This window comes from Clostridium novyi NT (assembly GCF_000014125.1).
In the GTDB taxonomy this organism is placed as follows: Bacteria; Bacillota; Clostridia; order Clostridiales; family Clostridiaceae; genus Clostridium_H; species Clostridium_H novyi.
The window spans coordinates 1,896,828-1,919,538 of sequence record NC_008593.1; the positions used below are offsets into that span (position 1 = coordinate 1,896,828).

The following is a 22,711-nucleotide window of genomic DNA, read 5'->3' on the forward strand; positions in this document are numbered from 1 at the left end:
AGAGAATTAATATTCCATTCTTTATTTACCATTTTTTCTTAAAATTCCTTATTGTAAGGAACATATATTATCTAATTTTTTTAATATATTCTTATATCCTTCTTTTATGATGTCATTATTATATACATCTACATAAGTCATATCATCTATGTTCCATTTCAAAACCTCACTGTACCTTTCACCATATATTTTTTTCAATATAAGTTCGCAATCCTTTTTAATTAAATTATATTTTAAATCTTCTCCAACAGTAATATCTATTTCTCCTATATGATTATTAAAAATTTCTATAATAGCATATAGCTGATATATATAACTTAATTCTTTTAAAGTAAATTTTTTATTTAAACATGCTATTACTTTTGCATATTCCTTATTTAAAGGTATTGGATATTTATTTATGTAATTTTTATCTTCAATCTTTTTTATATTTCTTATACTCTGAAATATAGCATTAGAAATATCAAGTCTTATTATATTTACATTTTGCTTAAAATTTTCTTCTTCTTTTATTTCATCATATTTTCTGTTTTCTTCAATTATTTTATTTTCAACTTCTGTACTTTTTTTTATGGAATGTTTTGCAGTAATCCATGTACATATTCCTCCAATTAATGAACCAATTATAACTGATGTAGCTGATATTATAGGAGTTACAAATTCTTGTGGTAAACTAATTAAAGATATCCACATATTTATCTCCCCTTTTATATTGATATATTATTTTCCTACTTTTTATATTTTCCTGTAAAATAAAATTTTATTAATCAATATACTATAATTAAAATATATGATATAATTCCTTTTATATATTTTTTAGCATTTTAACAAAAATAAGGGGGACGATATCATAGATAACTCAAAAGAACTCGGAATTAAAAGTATAGGAAAACTACTTGTAAAATTTTCTATTCCTGCAATTATAGGAATGCTTGTCAATGCTCTTTACAATATAGTTGATAGAATTTATATAGGTAATATTCCTAACGGCATAGGCGCAAAATCTTTAGCTGGACTTGGAATAACACTTCCTTTAACTACTATAATAATGGCATTTGGCATGTTAGTTGGCTTAGGTGCTGCTACACTTATTTCAATTAAACTTGGTGAAGGTGATAAAGATTATGCTGAAAAAATTTTAGGACAATCTGTAGTATTAAATATAATAATTTCTTTGATTGTATCTATTATAGGTTTAGTATTTTTAACACCTATTTTAAATATTTTTGGTGCCACTGGCGACAATTTATTTTATGCTAAAGAATATATATCAATAATACTTGCTGGATGTGTATTTCAAAATTTAGGATTTGGAATAAATAATAGTATTCGTTCTGAAGGTAATCCTAAAATTGCTATGAGAACTATGCTTGTTGGAGCATTATTAAATATAATATTAGATCCGATTTTTATTTTTGATTCTATTTTTAATATTAAAATAGGGCTTGGACTAGGAATTAAGGGAGCTGCAATTGCAACAATTATATCAGCTACAGCAAATACGGCTTTAGTCTTTCACTATTTTACTAGTAAAAATAGTGGTAGTGTATTAAAAATCAGAAAACGTAACCTTAAATTAACATTTAAAACATGTAAAGATATATTTTCAATAGGACTTTCTCCTTTTTCAATACAAATTGCAAATAGTGCTGTAGTTGCTCTTTATAATATGGGACTTCTTAAATATGGAGGTAATGATGCTGTTGCCGCTATGAGCATAATAGCCAGTATATCTACTATAATTTTTATGCCTATTTTTGGAATAAATCAAGGTGTTCAACCTATATTAGGATATAATTATGGAGCTAAACTCTACTCAAGAGTTATTAAAGCTATTAAACTTGCTATAATATGCGGGATTTCAATAGCATCAGTTGGATTTATTGCCGTTGAATTTTTCCCTCATGTATTATTTAAAGCTTTTGCAAAGGATGCTCCAAATCTTATTATTTTAGGTTGTCGTGGAATAAGAATTGATTTAATCCTTCTTCCACTAGTTGGATATCAGATAGTAACATCTAATTATTTTCAAGCCATTGGCAAAGCTAAAATATCCATATTTTTAAGTTTTTTAAGACAAGTTATAGTCCTTATACCTATAATTATAATTCTTCCTAAGTTTTTAGGATTAGATGGTATATGGCTATCTCAACCTATTGCAGATATAGCAGCTACTTTGATTACTAGTTACTTTTTTATTAAAGATATAAAACTTTTAAAAAGACAAGAAAAAATTATGAATTAATTATCTATATAAAAAATAGCCCCCTATTAAATTCACAGGGAGCTATTTTTTGTTAGAGTACTTTATGCTTGTCCATAACTGTTCAAATAAAATTCTCTCATCTTATCTATATCATCTTTTCCTAAAGTAACTGTTCTACCTAATATTTTTGAATAAATAACTGACTTAGCTGACTTTTCAACAACTAGTGCAGTTTTTAGTGCTTCTTTTAAACTTCTTCCTACAGAAATACACCCATGATTTGCAAGTATAGCAGCATTTCTATTTTGAAGTGTATTTAGTGCGGCATATCCAAGTTCCATGTCTCCAGGAAGCTTGTACTCACTGACTCTTACATCCCCACCAACAATTTCTACCATATCTTCAGCAGCAGCTGGTATAGGTTTTCTTGCAATAGCAAATGAGGTAACATATTCACTATGCGTATGTACTATAGCACTTATATCCTCTCTTCCCTTATATATAGTGCCATGCATGGGAAATTCAATTGAGGGTTTTTTATCTCCATCAACTATATTCCCTTCAAAATCCATAATAACAACATCTTCAGGATGTATACATTCATAATCTACCCCACTTGGAGTTATTGCCATCAGTTCCCTACCTTCTATTCTGGCACTTATATTTCCCCACGTTCCAACAGTCATATTGCTTTTTAACATTAAAAGACCTGTATTTATTATTTCTTTTCTTATGTCCTCAAATTTTAGCAACTAACTTCCCCCTCTTATTTTATGTTTCTATTAATAAACTATATTTACAATTATAACTATTAACTTTTACTTATTCAATTAAAAACATATATTTATACTTTTCTGATTTAAAATAAAACTACTATAATTTTTATCATAATATATACTTATTTATAATAATATGTTTTAATATAGTAAAATATTTTTAGAAAAGGAGATTTAAACTTGCAGAAATTAATATTAAACTTAACTGATGAATTTAAGAATACCAATATAGTAATTAAGCTTATTATTACGCTCCTAATAGTATCTATTATTTACTTCCTTATAAAAAGCATTTCTAACATAATAGATAGATCTAATTTTTGTTCTAAAGATACAATCAAATATAAAAAAGTAATTTCATCAACTTTTAAACTTATATGCATAATTCTTATACTTCCTATATGGATGTATGATCATAAAGACTTATTTGCATTTCTCGGAATATTTTCTGCTGCTGTGGCATTTGCCTGTAGGGATGTTGTAGGTAATTTTATTGGATGGATAACTATACATACTCAAAAGCCCTTTGAAATGGGAGATAGAATTAAAATAGGAAATAGTCTTGGTGATGTTTTAGAAATTGGATGGTTCTATACTACTATAATTGAAGTTACTACAACTGATAATAAAACTTATGGTCAAAGTACAGGAAGACTAATATCAATACCTAATATAAAACTTTTAACAAAAGAAATTATAAATGAAACAAACTCCTTTCCATATACATGGATTGAAATTAGCACTGTAGTAAGTATGGATAGCAATTGGAAAAAAGCAAAAGAAATAATACTTTCCATTGCAAGTAGGCGACTTGGTAATGTTGAAGAAGAAGCTAAAGATGCTTTAGATATAGCCTCTAAAACACTTCCTATAAATTATCAAAACTTATCTCATACAATATACACTTCCATAGATGATGGAAAAATTGTATTAACCCTTCGTTTTATATGTCGTGCTAGAAATTTTAGAAACCTTCATCACTATATTACAGAAGATATTTTAACTGAATTTTTAAAACATAATGATATAAAATTAGTATAAAAGGATAAGCGTTTAGAATACTTATCCTTTTTTTATTTTAATAATAAAAGTAATAACTTGTTTCCATGCTCTTAATATGGTACTTAATAGATAATTTCCTTAGCTTTTCTTTTACTTTTTTATAATCTAAATCATTATTTATTAGTTTTAAAATTTGCTTATGCTCCACTTCTGTTACCTCATCATTAAAATCTTTCCAAATTTCATTAAAGGTTTTAATAAAATCTTTTTCTTTTATATTCTCTTTTAAAACTTCATCAATAAATTCATAAAATCCTATTACATCATAACTATCACTAAACGTTTCAATAAGTTCTGTGTAAAATTCTAATCCTCTTTCCATTACTAGATACTTATATCTTTCTAACTGCTCCTTAATAATAAGATTCTTTTTATTATTTTCAAAATTAATGCTATCTAATACTTTTGTGCATTTTATAGCTGATATCTCTTTATCCTTTACTTCTAACATAACATCTACATCATATTTTTTTATTTTATGGTAATAACTTAAAAAATTTTTTGTATCTACAAAGGTTGAATGCGCTCCCTTTTTCTTGAAAAAACCTTCATCTGAATAGTGAAGTTTAGGTCTTCCATCTTCTATTTTCCAAGTAGAGATTAACTCTTTTAAAATTTTATCTAAATCATCATTCAAAGATATATTTAATTTATGATGCAAATTATCAAATACCGCGGGAACATTTATATCTTTACATAATCCTAAAACCTCTTCTATATTGTACATTTTTTCATCATTTTCTATTATTAATCTCTTTCTAGCATTTGATGATAGCTTTTTAAAATTACTTTTAAATCTACCTATAGCCTTGTGCTTTTCTCCATAAACTCCACCTACATGTAAAACTATCTTATGAGTATAATCTAATTTTAAGGAATCTAAGAACTTTGTATGATATTCTATATCCTTTATACCCTTCTCTACTACTTCTTTAGATGGAGAATTTAATACAGTGTATTGACCTGGATGCATAGATACTCTTATATTATTTTCCTTTATAAAATTACCTATATTACATAATTCATCTTTAAAAATTTCCCACCACTTAATGTCATTAACATCATGACTTGCAAAAGGAATAATGTCCGAACTTATTCTAAAAAAGTAAATATTATTTTTAACATTTTGTTCTAAAATTTTATATAAATCCTGAAGATTCTCTTTAACACAATTATAAAATCTTTCATAGCTAAAATTTTTAAGTACAAAACTTCTATTAGTTCTATAATTTAGTATCATTGGAATACACGCGTATCCTATCTTCATACAATGCCTCTTTTCCTTCTTTTATTACATAAACCTCTATGATATTATTATAAAGTACGTCAAAACCAAAGAAAAATTAATAACTAGGAGGTCGTATAATGAATCACAAAAGTCGTATGTTGCCTTACTTTACAGCATGTTGTGTTTCTGTAATTTTAGGACTTACTTTTATATTTTCTAAAACAGCTCTAAATATTGTAGATGCTATTACTTTATTATCTTTTAGATTTTTAACAGCTTTTTTGACCATAACAGTACTTATAGTATTAGGGGTTGTTAAAGTAAATTATAAAAACAAACCAATAAAATATCTTATTGTTTTGTCTATAATAGAACCTGTAATTTATTTCTCTTTTGAAGCTAAAGGACTTAAATTATGTTCTGCATCACAAGCTGGAATAGTAATTGCACTCATTCCTATTTTTGTTGCTATATTTTCTTCTTATTTTTTAAAGGAGAAAAAAACACTACTTCAAATACTTTCAATAATTCTTTCAGTTTGTGGAGTAATTTATATTGTTTTAATGCAATCATCAGATTCTAATAAAGGTACTCTACTTGGTATATTTTTTCTATTTGGATCAGTTTTATGCGGTTCAACTTTTAGCATATTATCTAAAAAGCTATCATCAGAGTTTAAACCAATAGAAATAACTTATTTTATGAGTGGTATTGCTACTGTTATTTTTAATTCTATATCACTTATAATTCATTTAAGATCACATACATTAAATTTATATTTTGACCCTTTGAAGAATACTAATTTTATTATATCTATTTTATATTTAGGGATTTTATCTTCTGTAGTAGGATTTTTCTTAATTAATTTTACAATTTCTAAAATAGATGTTTCAAAGTATTCTGTATTTGAAAATGTAACTTCTATAATATCTATATTGGGTGGAGTTGTATTTTTACATGAAAAACTTAAATATTATCATGGTGTCGGAGCTATAATGATAATATTAGGAGTTTGGGGTACAAGCTTCTTTGCACACAAACAAAATAATCCTAATATTGAAATAAGCCAACCTTCAAATTAAGAAGATTGGCTTATTTTTTATCTTTCACTTAAAGATACATATTTTCTTTCTAATTTAACATTTTTATAAGCTGGTCTTATTATTTTAAACTCACTAAGTATTTGTTCTATTCTATGAGCACACCATCCTGGAGTTCTAGCCACCGCAAAAATAGGAGTATATAAATCATTAGGTATATTCAACATATCATACACAAGTCCAGAATATAAATCCACATTTGCTGTAATTGAATCATATCCTCTAATTTCTCTAAATATCTTTTTAGTCACTTCCTCTATACTTTTATATAAATTAAATTCCTTTTCTCTTCCCTTTTCCTTTGCCAATTGTCCTGCTTTCTTTTTAAGTAATACTGCTCTTGGATCTGACAATGTATATACTGCATGTCCCATACCATATATTAATCCTGAATAATCGAAAGCCTCTTTTTTTAATATTTTTATTAGATATTTTCTTATCTCATCTTTATCTTCCCAATCATTTATGTTTTCTTTTATATTTTTCATCATGTTAGTAACTTTTATATTAGCTCCACCATGTTTAGGTCCTTTTAAAGATCCTACTGCCGCTGCAATTGCGGAATACGTATCTGTTCCTGTAGATGAAACTACATGAGTTGCAAAAGCTGAATTATTTCCGCCACCATGTTCTGCATGAATTATAAGAGATAAATCTAACATTTCAGCTTCTGTTCTTGTATATTTATTGTCCGGTCTTATCATATATAGAATATTTTCTGCTGTACTTAAATCTTTCCTTGGCGAATGTAATACTAAACTTTTATTATCATAATAATGAATTTTTGCTTGATAAGCATGTGCTATCATTGTTGGCATTCTCGAAATCAATTCTATACTTTGTCTAAGTAAATTTTTTGTACTTATGTCATCTGGATTGTCATCAAATGAATATGTTGCAAGTATAGTTCTTTGAAGTTTATTCATTATGTTATGGCTTGGAAACTTTAAAATCATATCTTCTGTAAAATCTTCTGGAAGTTCTCTACTTTCTGAAATTACATATTGAAATTTTTCTAATTCATTTTTAGTAGGTAATTCTCCAAATAACAATAGATAAATAACTTCTTCAAATCCAAATCTTTTCTCTTTATTACAAGCCTCTACAATGTCATTTATACTAATACCCCTATAAGTTAACTTTCCTTCATCAGGAATCCTTTTGCCATTTTCTATCTTATAACCATGAACATTCCCTACCTCAGTAAGTCCCACCAAAACTCCTGTACCATTTTCATTTCTAAGTCCTCTTTTTACATCATACTTTTTATATAACAACGGATTTATAATATTGTTTTTTTCTGCGACACTTGAAAATTCATCTATTATATTGTCAAAAAGCACATGATTCTTTGATAATATTTCTTTATTTTTAATACTCATATCCCCAGCCCCCTATAATTATTTATATAATTTTTACACATACTATAAATAGTTAAAAATATTTTACTTGTAATTTAAATTTTTTTTGCTAAACTATAATAATAAATTACAGTAAGTATTTTACTAAGATTGGAAGTGATTTCATGGTAGAAAACATTAATTTTGATTCAATGCTTATATTATCCATATTTGCCTTTATAACACCGATTATAATAAATTCCTTTAAAAAATTTAAAATTCCATTTGTTGTTGGAGAAATTTTTATTGGAATTATAATTGGTAAAAGCTTTTTAAACCTAGTTAATGAAGATATATGGATAGGTTTTTTATCTCACCTAGGTTTAGCTTATCTGCTTTTTTTAAGTGGTCTAGAGATAGACTTTGATAAACTAAGAGCAGGTAATAATAAAAAACAACTGGTAAAAAGACTTTTAATGTCTTTTGGAATGTTTGGTATTTCTCTTGTAGTATCATTTGTTTTATCTTTTTCACTACGTCACTTTGGTATTATAAACAATGTAAGTTTTTTAGCGTTTTTATTTTCGGCTTCAGCCCCAGGACTTATTGTTCCTTTTTTAAAGGAGAAAAATTTACTTAATACCGAATATGGTCAAACACTACTTATATACACACTTATATGTGAGTTTATATGTTTACTAGCACTACCTATTATTTCTTCAACTATTAATAGTGGTCTAACTTATAAAAACTTTTTATTTATAATATTATTTATAGCAGCATTTTTAATCTTTAAAATAATTCAAAAGTTTTCTCATATTTTAGATTTATCAACAGCCACTTTTAGAAATTTACACATAGGTGTTAGAGCTGCTTTTGCACTGATACTTTTACTTGTAACACTTTCTAATAAAATAGGTGCAGAAATAATACTTGGCTCTTTCTTAGCTGGATTTATTTTTACACTTATACTTGATAAAGGTAGAGAAGATCTTATGCATGAACTTGATATACTAGGCTATGGATTTTTAATTCCTATATACTTTATTATGGTTGGAGTTAACCTTGATATATCGTCAGTATTTGCTGATCCTAAATCACTACTTAAGATTCCTCTATTTTTATTAATAATTTTTATAATTAAAATAGTGCCATTTTTACTTATGTCATACTCATTTGGTTTTAACAAAGCTCTATCTGGTGGATTAATTTTATCAGCCCAATTAAGCTTGTTTATAGTAGGAGCCCAAATGGCATATAACTTAAAAATTATTAGTTCATCTGATTACTCAACTTTTATACTTACTACAGTAATATCATGTATACTGTTCCCTATGCTCTTTGATAAAGTATTCAAAAGAGATAATATAGAAGAAATGGATATAGAACCCACAAATCATATTTCAATCATGGAAGTTGTACCTATGAATGAAGATATCTTAGGAAAATCCCTTAAAGAAATATCTTTTCCCTATCGTTTTAGAGTATTCTTAATAATACGAGATGGCAAAGAAATACTTCCCGTTGCAGAAACTCAAATTTTAAAAGGAGATAGACTAATAATTGCTGGACTCGCTAATAAAGTAGATGATGTTCTCAATTTCTTAAATGGATAATTTTTATTTTATAAAAAGGTTATGCAAAAATTTTAATATAGCATAACCTTTTTGGCTTATAGATTTTAAATTTGTTCCAACTTTATTTATAAATTTCGCCCAAAATATTTATCCATTAAATCTATATTATTACATTTAATATAATACATTTTGTATTTTTTTGGATTTGTATGTTAATATCTTCACTAAATTTTGATACAATTACATAATAAAAATTAGATTTTACAGTTTTTATTTCTTGATTTTCCATAGGGCTTACCCCTATTTTTTATTATTTTTTAAATGTATAAAGGAAAAATAATTTACATTTCACTCTTTTTTACTATATATATATATTACTACTAATTTAATTTTTTGCAAGTTTTTTTTATTAAAATTCATTATTGTTTTTGAAAAGATTATTTTCCTTATAATAATCCCCATTATAAATCGTTAATTATGGTGCTATATTCACCTTTAACGTAAATTCTATTCATAAATAGCATTATCAAAATATTGAAATTTAAAAATAAAATTATTCATTTACATTTTTTACGTAAAAAATTTCCATAATATTAGTTTTAAATATTTATTTTATTTGAATATTATTATTACTTTTTATTATTAAAAATTTTAATAAATATTATTATTCCATTTTGAAAAGAATATATGGTATACTAGTATTCCAAAATAAATTTTTAACATTGTACACTAAAGAAAAATGGAGGTATTTACTTATGAATCCAAAGAAAACGAAAATATCAATTATCGGTGCTGGACTTGTTGGTTCAACTACAGCTTATGCATTAATGATGTCATCTCTAGTATCAGAACTAGTTATTGTTGACATAAATAAAAATAGAGCTATTGGTGAAGCTATGGACTTGTCACATGGTGTATCTTTTGTAAGCCCTGTAGACATTTACGCTGGTGATTATTGCGATACAAAAGATTCTGATATTGTAATCATTACTGCTGGAGCAGCTCAAAAACCAGGAGAAACTAGACTTGATTTAATACACAAAAACTATGAAATTTTTAAATCAATGATTCCAGAGATAACAAAGTATAGCCCTAACGCAATACTTTTAGTTGTATCAAATCCTGTAGACATATTAACTTACATCACTTATAAATTATCAGGATTCCCAAAGGAAAGAGTAATCGGTTCAGGTACTGTTCTTGATACTTCAAGATTTAGATATTTATTAAGTGAACACTTCGATATAGATGCAAGAAATATCCACACTTACATTATGGGAGAACACGGAGATTCTGAAATTGCTACATGGAGCACAACAACTGTAGCTGGTATGGATATAGAAGAATACTGCTCTCGTTTCTGCCACAAATGCAACGGAATAGAAAAGTATGATATAGAAAATAGTGTTAAAAAAGCTGCTTATGAAGTAATAGAAAAAAAAGGTGCTACTTACTACGCAATTGGTCTAGCTGTTAGACGTATTGTAGACGCTATTTTAAGAAATGAAGATTCAATTTTAACAGTTTCAAGTCTTCTTGAAGGACAATATGGTCTTAATGATATATATCTTGGTATTCCTTCAATCGTTGGCGCTAACGGTGTTAAAAAAGCCTTAGAAATTTCATTAAATGATGAAGAAAGAACTAAGTTAGTAGACTCAGCTAAAACTATCAAAAAATGCATTGACGATTTATCATTATAATCTCCAAATTAATTATAAAAAGCTATATGGAGAATAATATAATTATTTCTCCATATAGCTTTAAAATCTGTTTAAATTTTACTTATATATCTTTCATTATTTTGCTTAAAATTGTAACGAAGTTTAGCTCTTCTCTTGTAAACTTTTTTATTTTGGATGGAATAGCTAAATATAATATAGCCTTCATAACATTTTTATTAATAATAGGAACTACCATAACAGAATACCATTCTGGCAAAACTGTTAGTAAATCTGAATTAAAAGTTTCATTCCATTCCATAATACAAGTTCCTTGTTTTTGATTAATAACATCTTGAAGTATCTTTTTATTACATACATATTCATAAGACCAATCTTCTTGAAGTTTTTTTCTACCAAAGTTTTCTTTTATCTTATTATCATTTGATAAAAATATCAAATTGCCATATTCTGCTTCAGTTATACCTGTAATATGTCCTAAAGCCTTATATACCTTTTGTTCAAATTTTAAATCCGAATTAACTATATCCATAAGCTCAATCATTGCAAGTACATTTCTTGAATCTTGAGCAAAGTTCCCAGATATTATTCCTGTTAATTTACTTGTAACTTTAACTTTATTTTCAAATTCTTTCTTCCATACCTTACATCTATTTCTTCCAGAATCCTTTGCTATATATAATGCTTGATCAGCTTTTTCAATAAGTTCTCTCTTTAGTTGTGCTTGTTGTGGATAAGTGGATATTCCTATACTAATTGTTACAGGATGTTTCTCTCCTAAAATTTTACTATCCTCTACAGCCGATCTTATTCTTTCAGCTATATTTAAAGCTTTACTTTCCCCTATTCCAGGTAGTATCGATATAAATTCCTCTCCACCATATCTTCCACAAATATCTCCATCTCTTAAATTTTTCATAACTATACCACATACATTATTTAAAACCTTATCTCCCACTTGATGTCCAAAAGTATCATTTACATTTTTAAAATGATCTAAATCAAACATTATTATGGAAAATTTATCATTATTAAAATTTGCACATTCAATACTTTCACTTAACTTATCTTCTAAGTATTTTCTTGTATAGGCTCCTGTAAGCTTATCAATAGAACAACTAATAGTAAGCTGATATTTGTCTATTATATACGCAATTAAATTAATTAATTTCATAATTTCCTCTAAGGTATTTTGATTTATACTATTTAAAAATTTATTGGAACTTATATATATATATCCATTTATTGTGGCATTTATTTTTATATGTCTTTTTTCTTCATTAAAATTTAAATTCTCCGTAGGATATGACATTATAGGAATACACATAAATGACCTTTTACAATCCATGGAAGCTTTGTATTTAAAATTAGTAAAATAAACTTCATTATTAAATACATAAAATGTACTTTTAGTTTTTTTCACTCTTTCAATAATCTCTTTATTTTCTTCTCTTATATCATTTCCTGTTAAAGATGCTATTGTTTTAAAATTGTTTACTCCATCTTCAATTACAATTTCTGCTTCAGTGGCTAAAGTTTTAGATGCTATATACTGTATAATCAATTTTAAATTTTTAATAGAATCACATTGTAACTTAGATATTATATCTTTTTGGTGTTTAATCTTTATTGAAAAAAATTCATTATATATTTTTCCCATAGACTTCATGAATTTTTTATTATCTAATAGCTTTATAAACTTTTTAAACTGCAATACTTCTTTTAAGTCTTTTTCTGAAGCTACGTTCATCTTTTTATATAACTGTTCATCATAAATCTTATTTTCAAAATATTCATGTTTTATAAAGTTTATTTTTTCAAATGGCTTAATAAAGTTATTGAATTTAAAATATTTTAATCTATATTGACTAGGTATTTGCTCAGTTATAACTCTTATTATTTCACAAGCTTCAAAATAGTAATATGCTGCAAAATTATACTGCCCATTTTCATTAAAGTAATCACCTAATTTAATATATATATTACATTCTATTTTCTTATTTTTTAATGCTTTTACCAGTTTCAATGCTTCATATAAAAATGCTAATTTCTCATCGTCATTAAACATTAAACCTTTAAAGTACATTTCTTTAAACTTAACACACTCACTAACACTAATCCAATTATCTTGAGATATATACTCAACTAGCCTTAATGCATATTTAATGTATCCTTGCTCATACAGGATAATTGCACAACTATAAATATAATCTACCTTATTTGAATAATTTTTATAGTTACTAGCCATATTCTTTATATATTCTATATATTCTTCTAAATCAATTTCACCATATTCATCTAAAAGTTTTATAAATACAAGAAGTTCTTTTATTTTTAATTTTAATAAACTCTCTTCCTTTTCATAAGCTTTTAGAGCTTTTATTAAGTATTCTTTAGCCTCTTTTAATAATCCTAATTCTATTAATATTTCTCCCTTTAGTAAATAATATTGGTGTATATTCTCTATACTACTCTTATTTCTTTCAATGTACTTTTCAACTAAATTAAGATTTTTAAATACCGCTTTATAATTACTTAACTTTAACTGAAGTATTCCTATATAACTTAAACTTTCAACTATTCCATTTTTATATTCTATACATTCAGCTTTAAATAAAGCATCCTTAAATATTTTTAATGCTTTTTCATATTCAAATCTTCTATTATATACTTCTCCCAACTTTTGTAAAGCTACGATTTCATAATATAAAAATTTATTTTTTTCACAAATATCAGTTACCTTCATAAGATATTCTTCTGATATATCAGATATTTGATAATAATCTTCATATATTTTAGCTAAATTAATATACGCAAATACAATACCTTTTTTATAATCTGTACTCTTACTATTTTTATAAACCAGACCATAATCTCTAACTGCTTCATCAAAATTTTTCAAATACCTATTTCCATTTCCTCGAATATTGTATAAAACAACTTTAGGTTTAATGAATTCATTTCCACAAACAATTATTCCTTCATTACAAGTATCAACAACCTTATCATATTCATCTTTTTTGTAATATATATTGGCTAAAATTATCCTACTATCTATAAATCCCTTTTTATACTCTATTTCCTTTAATATTTCATCAACTAAATTAATCTTTTCAAAGGCCATAATATAATTATTTTCGTTTAGATATATATTTCCCTCTCTGTTTAATACATCTATTTCATCCTTTTTATTTTTTGTTTCTAAAACTATATTTTTTGCTGACTGTAATATCTTTTTAGCAGATTTGAATTTAAATAAATCCATATATATATCTGCCATTTTTAACAATATCCTTGTTTTCTCATCATTATATCTATAAGGTAACAATTGAGATGCTTTCTTTAAATTAAACAACGCTTCTCTATGATTTCTTAATAAGATCATTTTACTTGCATTTTCAATGTAATACTCAACCGCTCTTATATTTTGATTTGATCTTTCCAGATGATATATAACTTCTTCCCTATTTTCTATATTATTTTCTCCACATTTTATCAGAAGTTCTCCAGCTTCTCTATGCATTTCCACTTTTTCATCTATTTTTTCATAAACCAAATCTTTTAAAATCTTACTACAAAAATCATAAACAAAGCCCGCATCCTCTATTTTTCTACATAGTATACCTTTAGAAGTTAAGTCCTCTATAATATCATCATAATTTAATCCATCTTTTTTCATGAATTCTTCTATTATTTTTTGAGATACTCCATCTGTAAATATAGATATAAATTCAAGTATAAAGTAAGACTCTGCCCCTATTTTATTCAATTCACTAACAAAAGCTTGTTCTATGGACTTTGGCATAGGTAGTGAATCATAATCTCCATTATAAGCAATATCCCATTTGCCCGTTTCCTCTTCAACATATATTATTTCATTTAATAAAAGATTTTTAATAGTTTCTTCTATGAATAAAGGATTGCCATAAGTCTCCGAATATATTTTTTTAGAAAACTTTATAGGATATTCTGAAAGTCCTAATAATTTTTCTATTAAGCAAGCTGTACCTTCAAATGATAATCCTTTTAGCGGAATGTTTATTGTTGAATTGTTTTTGTTCATTCTATTTATAAAATTGAAAAACCCTGGTTCTAGTAAATCTTCTTCATTATAAGATAAAATTATAATTAAATTTTTAATGGACTCAGAATTATAAACATATTCTAATGCTTCTAATGAAATCTTTTTAAACACACTTATATTATCTATAATAATGACACTAGATTTTTCTTTGAATACCTCTTTAATAAAATTTTCAGATATCTTAAATAACCTTACCTTTTCATGGAATGAACACATAGATTCTAATGATATAAAGTTTTTATCTTCTTCTGTCTGCGGTATAAACTTTTCAAACTCCTCTTTGTATGTTTCTCCAATACTCTCTCTGCAAGAATAAATAATTTTCTTACAAAACTCAATAAGATTTTTATTTCTTCCGTTATTAGATGATGGAAAAGTTGAATATACACTTACTCCATCTAAACTTAGAATTCTTTCAACTTCTTTTAGTATTTTAGTCTTTCCTATTCCAGTTTCTCCATGAACAAATATACATTTATTTTCCCCATGTTTTTCTTTCATAAATCTATATTCTGATATGATTGTTTTTAATTCATACTCTCTATCTACCACTGGAGTATTAACATTAATTTTTTCTATTTCGCTAATATTATATGGCGCATAATTAGTTCCTAATACCTTATTCATATCATGAACCATTTTATTTATATTGTGATAACGATCCTTTGGATTATTGCTAATCATTTTTTTTATTATTTTTATTATTTTTTTTATTTTTTCATTTAAATATAATTGATCAAACTCTAATAGATTATCATTAATTGTTGAATATACGTCTGTTTTAAAATCAACTTTTATATTATTTTTTATAAAAAATAATATAACCGCCAACACCCCTAAAGAATATATCTCACTTTCAATAGTTGGATTGTCACCATTTAATATTTCTGGCGCCTTAAATATTAGACCTCCTTTTATTTCCCCTTTTAAGTATGAACTTTCTACCTCTAAGGTAACTAAATCCATAAGTTTAACTTTTAATTTGTTGTCTTTCTTATATAATAAAATATTTTCAAGATTTATTTCTTCATACTTTATTCCCCTTAAATTAAGATAATTTATCGCCATACATACTTGAACATATACATCAATTATTTCTTTATATGATAGATTTTCTATTAAATCATTTGCTTTGTAATAGTCCTTTAGATACTCACTTGTATAATAGTACTGTTTATATGCTAATCTTTTATTATCAATTGAACTTACTAATCCAAAGTTAAAAACTTTTAAAATTCCTTCTGTTTCAACATTTGATAAGTCAGTAAAATTGTTTATAAGAAAGTTAATTAAAGTTTTTGACAAATAATCGGAGTTAATTATTATTAATTTTCTTATTTTATTATCTACAATATCTTGTACAGCATATGATGAACTCTTCCTATTTTGCTCAATTTTTTTTATAATTTTATACTTGTTGTTAATTAGCTCCACAAACTCACTTCCTTACTTTTTCAGTATTATTTTTCCATTTAATACTATAATTATATCACTTTATGAACTATTTTCCTATTATGCATATTATAAGATACTAATATAACTCTATGTATATTTTTAGTTCCTACTGTATTTTATTCCTTAAATGTTATATAATAAATTTAAGCATTTTTTTAAAATTCTGAAAAAGGCGGGGATACATATGGAAAAAAGTCTTGTATTAATCAAACCAGATGCAGTAGAAAGAAACATTATTGGGGAAATCATATCTTTTTACGAAAGACAGAATTTAAAAATAACAGCATTAAAATTACTTAAAGCAACAAGAGAAATTGCAGAACAACATTACGCTGAACATAAGGGTAAACCTTACTATGAGGAACTTATAGAATTTATAACTCGTAGCCCATTATGCGCTATGGTTGTTGAAGGAGAAGATGCTATTGCTACAGTTAGAAAAACTAATGGTAATACCGATCCTTCAAAAGCTGATAAAGATACTATAAGAGGAACTTTTGGCATATCAAAGACTGAAAATTCAGTACACTCTTCTGACAGTCCTGATAATGCTGAAAAAGAAATTAAGCTTTGGTTTTAATTTTTAATTATTCATAGTATTTTAATTAGATTTATTTAGGAATCATACATTATTTATTTTAAGCTTAAGAATATTAATATTCTTAAGCTTAAAATTTTCTTACTATTTAAAATTTTGTGATTTAGATTTTAAATAAAAATATGACATAAATGTTTTACCATCAAATATTTTTCCTTCTTTAATTTGTTCTTCAAATTCTTTTAAAGGAATCCATGTAATTTCAGTAACATCCTCATCATTTAAAATACTTTTACTTTTTACTTGATCTTTCTTTACACGAACTTCAAATATACTCATGGTACTATTACTAAATCCCATAATTGGTTTATATTCTAATACCTTTTCTACATCCTCTTCCTTTATTTCTAAATTTGTTTCTTCTCTTAATTCTCTAACTAAACAAGTTTCTTTTCTTTCTCCTTCTATATCTAGGCAACCTGCTGGTATTTCTAAAGTTTCTTCCATAACAGCTGGTCTAAATTGCTTTACAAGTAAAATTTCATTAAATTCATTTAATACGATTGCAGCTACCGCATCATAATTTTTTAATATATCATATTTTCTTCCTTCAATCTCTCTACCATAAACCTTTAGCCATCCATTGTACATTAATTTGTCTTCCATATTTATCACCTCAACTAAATATTATAATTATGTGTTTTAAAAATATTATATCAAAAATTTTTACATATATTCTTTTTAAATGGGTATCATATATATTGTCAGAAGGAATTAAGTTTTACGAAAGCATTAAAAATTTTTAAAGAGTACCTTATAGTAAGATTACTTTGTAAATTACTTGGAGGTGTTTCCGTTGGGAATTTTTAATTGCTATTGATAAATTTATTAATACTTATTTATAAAAATAGCTATTAATAAATCAATAGCTGAGTAAATTTTAACTTCTGATCATATAGATTAAGGTAGATGTTATATAATGTAACATCTACCTTTTTATTTTATATATTTATTTTTATAATCTAATTTGATTACATATTTTAATAATCCTTATAGTTTTTACCTTATTATACGCACTTTATCAACTATAACTTATCTCTAAATATTAATTAATTAGATTAATATATCCTTTTTAACAAATATAACGTGAGAGATTATATAACATATAGCTGTCCAAACCAACAATACAGTAATTGAAAATGTTGGAGTCAGATTAATATTTGAAAATTTATATACAAGTTGCCCTGTTAAAACATTTTCTGGATTTCCAAAGCTAACAAATAAATATTGTGCTAACTTTTTTAATGCAGGGAATTCTGAGAATATATTAAATACTATTACTAAAACTATACTTAATGCCATTGATACCATACTACTTTTTAATACAGTAGATAGCATAAAAGTAAATGCTGTACAAGCAACTATAAATAATGCTTGTAATAAAAACATGTTGATTATATGTTTCCACATAGGAATTATAAATGTAGTTCCAGCTATTGCCTTTACAGCAGACTGACCCATTTCAGGTTTTGCTGCTAAATTATATACAAATTTTGTTCCAACTTGTACTGGGTAATTAAAATCTCCAAATTTAAATATAAGCCCCATTACTAGAAAAGCTACAAGCTCAATTCCTACTATAAATACAGTTGATGAAACTACTAATGTTACAAATTTTGAAAATAATATTTTGCCCCTTGAAACAGGCTCTGTTAATAAAAATTTCATTGTAGGTGGTGTATATTCACCTGATACCATATCAGAACCAAACACTATAACTCCAACAACTAAAAATATAGCTCCAAGTAACATAAATAATTGTTGTAAATAATCTATGGCTCTTACATCAAAATTATTTTCATTAGGCTCAATATCATGACTTAATAAATACTTTTTTTGTTGTAAATCTAAAGTTAATCTTTCCTTTTCTTCATCTTCAATTTTAGATTGTTTTAATTGCTCCTCTGTATCTTTAATTTCCTTCTTTAATGTAACTCTCCAATCAACTTTTCCTTTTTTTACTTCCTCTTTTATCTCATCTATTCTTTTATATGCTTCAGTTATTTCATTATCAAATTGTTTTTTATCTTCTTTAGAAATCTTAGGATCATTTTTCATCTCATTTAGACTTTTTATTTGTTCATGCTGTCTTGCTATTCTATTTTCTGGTTTATTATTTTTTTTCATATTCTTTGCTGAATTGTAAACCCCAAATCCTATAAATCCCAATAATAAAATAAATGCCATAATAACTACATAAGTTTTTTTTCTACTCATAATCTTTATAAATTCATTTTTTATAAGTGTAAATATCATTAGTTCTTACCTCCTTCTACAAGTTCTATATACCTATCTTCAAGTTCTGCGTGACTCTTATATATTTCTTCTATTTCAATATCACGTTTTGCAAGCTCAAATACAATCTTAGGTACAAAGCCCTTCTTTACATGCATTTTGAATAATCCTTCTTTTAACTTTATATCACTTATAAACTCTAATGTAGCTAATATATCCTTACATTTTTCTTTATTCTTAACTGATAAAACTATATTTTCAAACTCATTATTTATAACATCACCATGTATACTTTCAATAGATTGAATAACTCCATTATTTATAAAAGCTACCTTATGGCACATAACTTGAATTTCACTTAATATATGAGAAGATATAAAAATTGCTGCATTTGTTTCTTTCGCTACCTTCTTCACAATCTTTCTAAACTCAATAATTCCAGTAGGATCAAGTCCATTGGTTGGTTCGTCTAATATTAAAAGTTTTGGTTTTGTTATTAATGATGCCGCAAGTCCTAATCTTTGTTTCATACCAAGAGAATACTTTCTTACTTTATCATTTATTCTTTCTTTTAATCCAACAAGTTCAATAATTTTCTCCACATAGCTTTTTTCAATCTTTCTTACTCTTGCAATTTGCATTAAATTTTCTCTTCCTGATAAATAAGTATAAAGTTCAGGATTTTCAACAACCGCTCCAACTGCACTTAATGCTAATTCTCTTTCTTTTGAAATATCATGTCCATTTATAATTATGTTACCAGAGTTTGGAGCAATAAGTCCTACAAGCATCCTTATAGTAGTAGTTTTTCCAGCTCCATTTGGACCTAAAAATCCAAAAATTTCTCCTTCTTTGACTTCAAAATCTATTCCTTTTATAATATCTCTTTTACCAAGACGTTTTCGTACATTCTTAACTTCAAGAACATTCATCATATTGCCTCCCTTTTATTTTTTATTTGCTTCAAGAATTTTATTTGTTATAACATAAACCAAACATCCACAAAGTATTCCCATAAGAATTGTAATTGTAAATGCTTTATTACTTAAAGTTACTAATTCTGGAGCATTTATTTCTCTTAACTTCCATAAATCATAATGTGAAGATGTTATTGAAGATGTAAAAGCCGCTCCAAGTAACCCAAAGCATACAGATACTCCGATTTTAAATATAGGTTCTAGTGGCTTAAAGGCAATAATATTCCCTATCTTTTCAAGTTTAAACCTATTGAATGCATAAATCATCAATGCAAATGTAATTATAGTAGCAATTATTAATATTAAAATTTTAAATTTATTGGGTATACAATACCTATTAGAGTAATACATGTTAGTATAATAATTGTAAGATTCATTATGGTCAGGTATCTCGTATACAATTCTAAAACAATAAGATGAAGGCGTTAATGAAGAACATATATCAACTATTTTATCTTGTATACCCTGAAAGTATGTAGAATCCTTACTAAATCCATATAATGATATAATTTCATTTACAAGCATTGATAATCCAATTGGTAATATTAAAAATATTGCTCCTACTATTCCACCTAAACCACATATTCCACTTAAACATTGTATAAGCATTATAAATGTAAGAATAAATATACTAACCAATAAATTCATACAAATCCAAGTTAAAATCATTCTAGAAGTAACATAACTTCCAAGCAAGTTTATATTCATAAGATACACTGCATATATGATAAAATATCCTATGGCTAAAGGAACTATCATTGTTATAAATATAGAAAGCCATTTTGTAAATATAATTTCTTTCTTTTTAAATGGCATGGAACTTAAAATATCATATTTTCTCCCAATTAAGTCATATCCAACAACACATGTAGCAATAGCTATAATTAAAATAGCCATAAGAACAAACGTATCTCTATTTTCTAAATGCCTAAATAATGACTGTTTGTTCATTGCAAATATTTGTGATTGAGACATATCTCCATAATTTCTGCATTCCTTTATAGAATCAATTGTATTTATAAATGGCATTATAATCATTGATAACACTTGCAAATAAAATATTATTGCTATTGCTCTTATATTTCTCCATTCTTTATAAAACAGAGCTTTATTAAAATAATTCTTCATAATTTACCTCCTCCCCAACAGAGTATATAAACATATCTTCAAGACTTAAATCTATTTCCTCTCTAAACATAATTCCACAGCTATCTAATTTATTTAAAAATTCTTCTCCATAATTTTTTGTAACTATATTATGCACTCTTCCTATTTTCTCAACATTAATCACATCGTCCCATTTTTCTAAATCTTTTGGAGGATTTTCTCTAAATACTACCTGTATTTTTCTAATAGACTGTTTCATATTTTCTATGGAATTTAAATATTTAATCTCACCTCCATTGATTATTGCAATACTATCACAAATTCTTTCAAGTTCATTTAAATTGTGTGATGATATTATAATTGTTGTTCCCCTATCTACCACTTCTTCTAGTAAAATCTTAAAAAACTTCTTCTTAACTATAGGATCAAGTCCATTTGTAGGCTCGTCTAAAACTAATATATCTGGCATAATACTTAAATTAATCATTATTGAAACTCTCATTTTCATACCTTTTGAAAATTTTCTTATGGACTTTTTTACAGGTAACTTAAATATCTCATTTAATTTAAAAAATTTTTCTATATCGAAATTTTCATAAGATAACTTATAAAACTTAGCAATAGTTTTTAAGTTAAACGTATTAATAAAATTATTATCATCAGTTATATATCCAATAGTTTTCTTTATTTTAGGATTTTCATAAATTGGCTCGTCATTTACTGTTATTTTTCCATTATCCACATCATAAATTCCCACTAGATGCTTTATAATAGTTGTTTTACCTGCTCCATTAGGTCCTATAAGTCCAAAAATACTTCCCTTTTTCACTTCAAAACTTATATTGTTTAAAACTTTCTTATCACCTAATGTTTTTGAAACATCAGTAACCTTTATCATTTCTTTTTCACCTCTTTATAAAGATCCTCTATAATTTCTATCATATCTTCCTTTTCAATTCCCATATAATATGCTTCTACTATAATTTTTTTAATATCATCCTTTAACTTTTCCATGCTTTCTTCCTCCACTTTAGGTTTATAATTAGAAGATACAAATGTACCTTTTCCTCTTAGAGTTTCAGTAACTCCTTGTCTTTCAAGTTCCATATATGCTCTACTAACAGTATTAGGATTAGCAGTAATCATGGATGACATTTCTCTAACTGACGGAAGCTTATCTCCAGGTCTTAGTATCCCCTTTAAAATATTCTCTTTTATTGAATCTATTATTTGCTCGTATATAGGCCGACTATTTCTACTATCGATTTTTATCAAATTTCTTTC

Annotated in this window: 18 protein-coding genes; 6 read left to right on the forward strand and 12 right to left on the reverse strand. The window is 25.9% G+C overall.

Translation table 11 applies throughout. The annotated features are described in order from the left end of the window. Nucleotides 1-48: 48 nt before the first annotated feature. Nucleotides 49-693, reverse strand: a complete 645-nt coding sequence (locus tag NT01CX_RS08815) for a hypothetical protein (protein ID WP_011722720.1) — start codon at nt 691-693, stop codon at nt 49-51. Nucleotides 694-850: 157 nt separating this feature from the next. On the opposite strand from NT01CX_RS08815, the gene NT01CX_RS08820 reads away from it, so the two are divergent. After that, the gene (locus tag NT01CX_RS08820) at nt 851-2,245 is read left to right on the forward strand and encodes an MATE family efflux transporter (protein WP_039242283.1); all 1,395 of its coding nucleotides are present in this window, start codon (nt 851-853) and stop codon (nt 2,243-2,245) included. A gap of 62 nt (nt 2,246-2,307) precedes the next feature. Here the strand turns inward: NT01CX_RS08820 and NT01CX_RS08825 are convergent, their stop codons facing one another. Next, complete coding sequence (locus NT01CX_RS08825; RefSeq protein ID WP_011722722.1) at nt 2,308-2,958, reverse strand: class II aldolase/adducin family protein; 651 nt, start codon at nt 2,956-2,958, stop codon at nt 2,308-2,310. 204 nt (nt 2,959-3,162) lie between these two features. Between NT01CX_RS08825 and NT01CX_RS08830 the strand changes: the two genes are divergently transcribed. Further along, a complete protein-coding gene (locus tag NT01CX_RS08830; RefSeq protein ID WP_011722723.1) occupies nt 3,163-4,023 on the forward strand; it encodes a mechanosensitive ion channel family protein in 861 nt (286 codons plus the stop codon). Between the two features lie 37 nt (nt 4,024-4,060). On the opposite strand, the gene uvsE is transcribed toward NT01CX_RS08830, so the two are convergent. Continuing rightward, nucleotides 4,061-5,311, reverse strand: coding sequence for a UV DNA damage repair endonuclease UvsE (gene uvsE / locus NT01CX_RS08835; protein ID WP_011722724.1), 1,251 nt, complete (start codon nt 5,309-5,311; stop codon nt 4,061-4,063). A gap of 98 nt (nt 5,312-5,409) precedes the next feature. On the opposite strand from uvsE, the gene NT01CX_RS08840 reads away from it, so the two are divergent. After that, entirely contained in the window at nt 5,410-6,354 is a 945-nt protein-coding gene (locus tag NT01CX_RS08840; RefSeq protein ID WP_011722725.1) for a DMT family transporter, read from the forward strand. A 17-nt stretch (nt 6,355-6,371) separates the two neighbouring features. On the opposite strand, the gene NT01CX_RS08845 is transcribed toward NT01CX_RS08840, so the two are convergent. Then, nucleotides 6,372-7,754, reverse strand: coding sequence for a citrate/2-methylcitrate synthase (locus tag NT01CX_RS08845; RefSeq protein ID WP_011722726.1), 1,383 nt, complete (start codon nt 7,752-7,754; stop codon nt 6,372-6,374). 143 nt (nt 7,755-7,897) lie between these two features. Between NT01CX_RS08845 and NT01CX_RS08850 the strand changes: the two genes are divergently transcribed. Further along, nucleotides 7,898-9,328, forward strand: a complete 1,431-nt coding sequence (locus NT01CX_RS08850; RefSeq protein WP_011722727.1) for a cation:proton antiporter — start codon at nt 7,898-7,900, stop codon at nt 9,326-9,328. Nucleotides 9,329-9,449: 121 nt separating this feature from the next. Here the strand turns inward: NT01CX_RS08850 and NT01CX_RS12540 are convergent, their stop codons facing one another. Then, entirely contained in the window at nt 9,450-9,578 is a 129-nt protein-coding gene (locus NT01CX_RS12540; protein ID WP_256995288.1) for a hypothetical protein, read from the reverse strand. 466 nt (nt 9,579-10,044) lie between these two features. On the opposite strand from NT01CX_RS12540, the gene NT01CX_RS08855 reads away from it, so the two are divergent. Next, nucleotides 10,045-10,992, forward strand: coding sequence for an L-lactate dehydrogenase (locus NT01CX_RS08855; protein WP_011722728.1), 948 nt, complete (start codon nt 10,045-10,047; stop codon nt 10,990-10,992). 82 nt (nt 10,993-11,074) lie between these two features. Here NT01CX_RS08855 and NT01CX_RS08860 read toward each other — a convergent pair whose 3' ends face one another. Continuing rightward, entirely contained in the window at nt 11,075-16,489 is a 5,415-nt protein-coding gene (locus NT01CX_RS08860; RefSeq protein WP_011722729.1) for a diguanylate cyclase, read from the reverse strand. Between the two features lie 205 nt (nt 16,490-16,694). On the opposite strand from NT01CX_RS08860, the gene ndk reads away from it, so the two are divergent. Beyond that, nucleotides 16,695-17,090 (forward strand): nucleoside-diphosphate kinase, encoded by a 396-nt coding sequence (gene ndk, locus NT01CX_RS08865; protein WP_011722730.1) that lies wholly within the window; start codon nt 16,695-16,697, stop codon nt 17,088-17,090. A gap of 102 nt (nt 17,091-17,192) precedes the next feature. Here the strand turns inward: ndk and NT01CX_RS08870 are convergent, their stop codons facing one another. The 6 genes from NT01CX_RS08870 to NT01CX_RS08895 all read right to left on the reverse strand — a co-directional run bounded on the left by NT01CX_RS08870 (nt 17,193) and on the right by NT01CX_RS08895 (nt 22,702). After that, nucleotides 17,193-17,714, reverse strand: a complete 522-nt coding sequence (locus NT01CX_RS08870; RefSeq protein ID WP_011722731.1) for an NUDIX hydrolase — start codon at nt 17,712-17,714, stop codon at nt 17,193-17,195. Between the two features lie 447 nt (nt 17,715-18,161). Further along, nucleotides 18,162-19,364, reverse strand: a complete 1,203-nt coding sequence (locus NT01CX_RS08875; RefSeq protein ID WP_011722732.1) for an ABC transporter permease subunit — start codon at nt 19,362-19,364, stop codon at nt 18,162-18,164. Next, nucleotides 19,364-20,275, reverse strand: a complete 912-nt coding sequence (locus NT01CX_RS08880) for an ABC transporter ATP-binding protein (RefSeq protein ID WP_011722733.1) — start codon at nt 20,273-20,275, stop codon at nt 19,364-19,366. Before NT01CX_RS08880 ends, NT01CX_RS08875 begins: the two co-directional genes overlap by 1 nt. Before the next feature lie 15 nt (nt 20,276-20,290). Next, nucleotides 20,291-21,448, reverse strand: a complete 1,158-nt coding sequence (locus NT01CX_RS08885) for an ABC-2 transporter permease (RefSeq protein ID WP_011722734.1) — start codon at nt 21,446-21,448, stop codon at nt 20,291-20,293. After that, the gene (locus NT01CX_RS08890; protein ID WP_011722735.1) at nt 21,432-22,325 is read right to left on the reverse strand and encodes an ABC transporter ATP-binding protein; all 894 of its coding nucleotides are present in this window, start codon (nt 22,323-22,325) and stop codon (nt 21,432-21,434) included. Before NT01CX_RS08890 ends, NT01CX_RS08885 begins: the two co-directional genes overlap by 17 nt. After that, nucleotides 22,322-22,702 carry a GntR family transcriptional regulator gene (locus tag NT01CX_RS08895; protein WP_011722736.1) on the reverse strand — a complete coding sequence of 127 codons (381 nt, stop codon included), beginning with the start codon at nt 22,700-22,702 and terminating at the stop codon, nt 22,322-22,324. The genes NT01CX_RS08890 and NT01CX_RS08895 overlap by 4 nt, the downstream gene beginning before the upstream one ends. Nucleotides 22,703-22,711 lie beyond the last annotated feature (9 nt).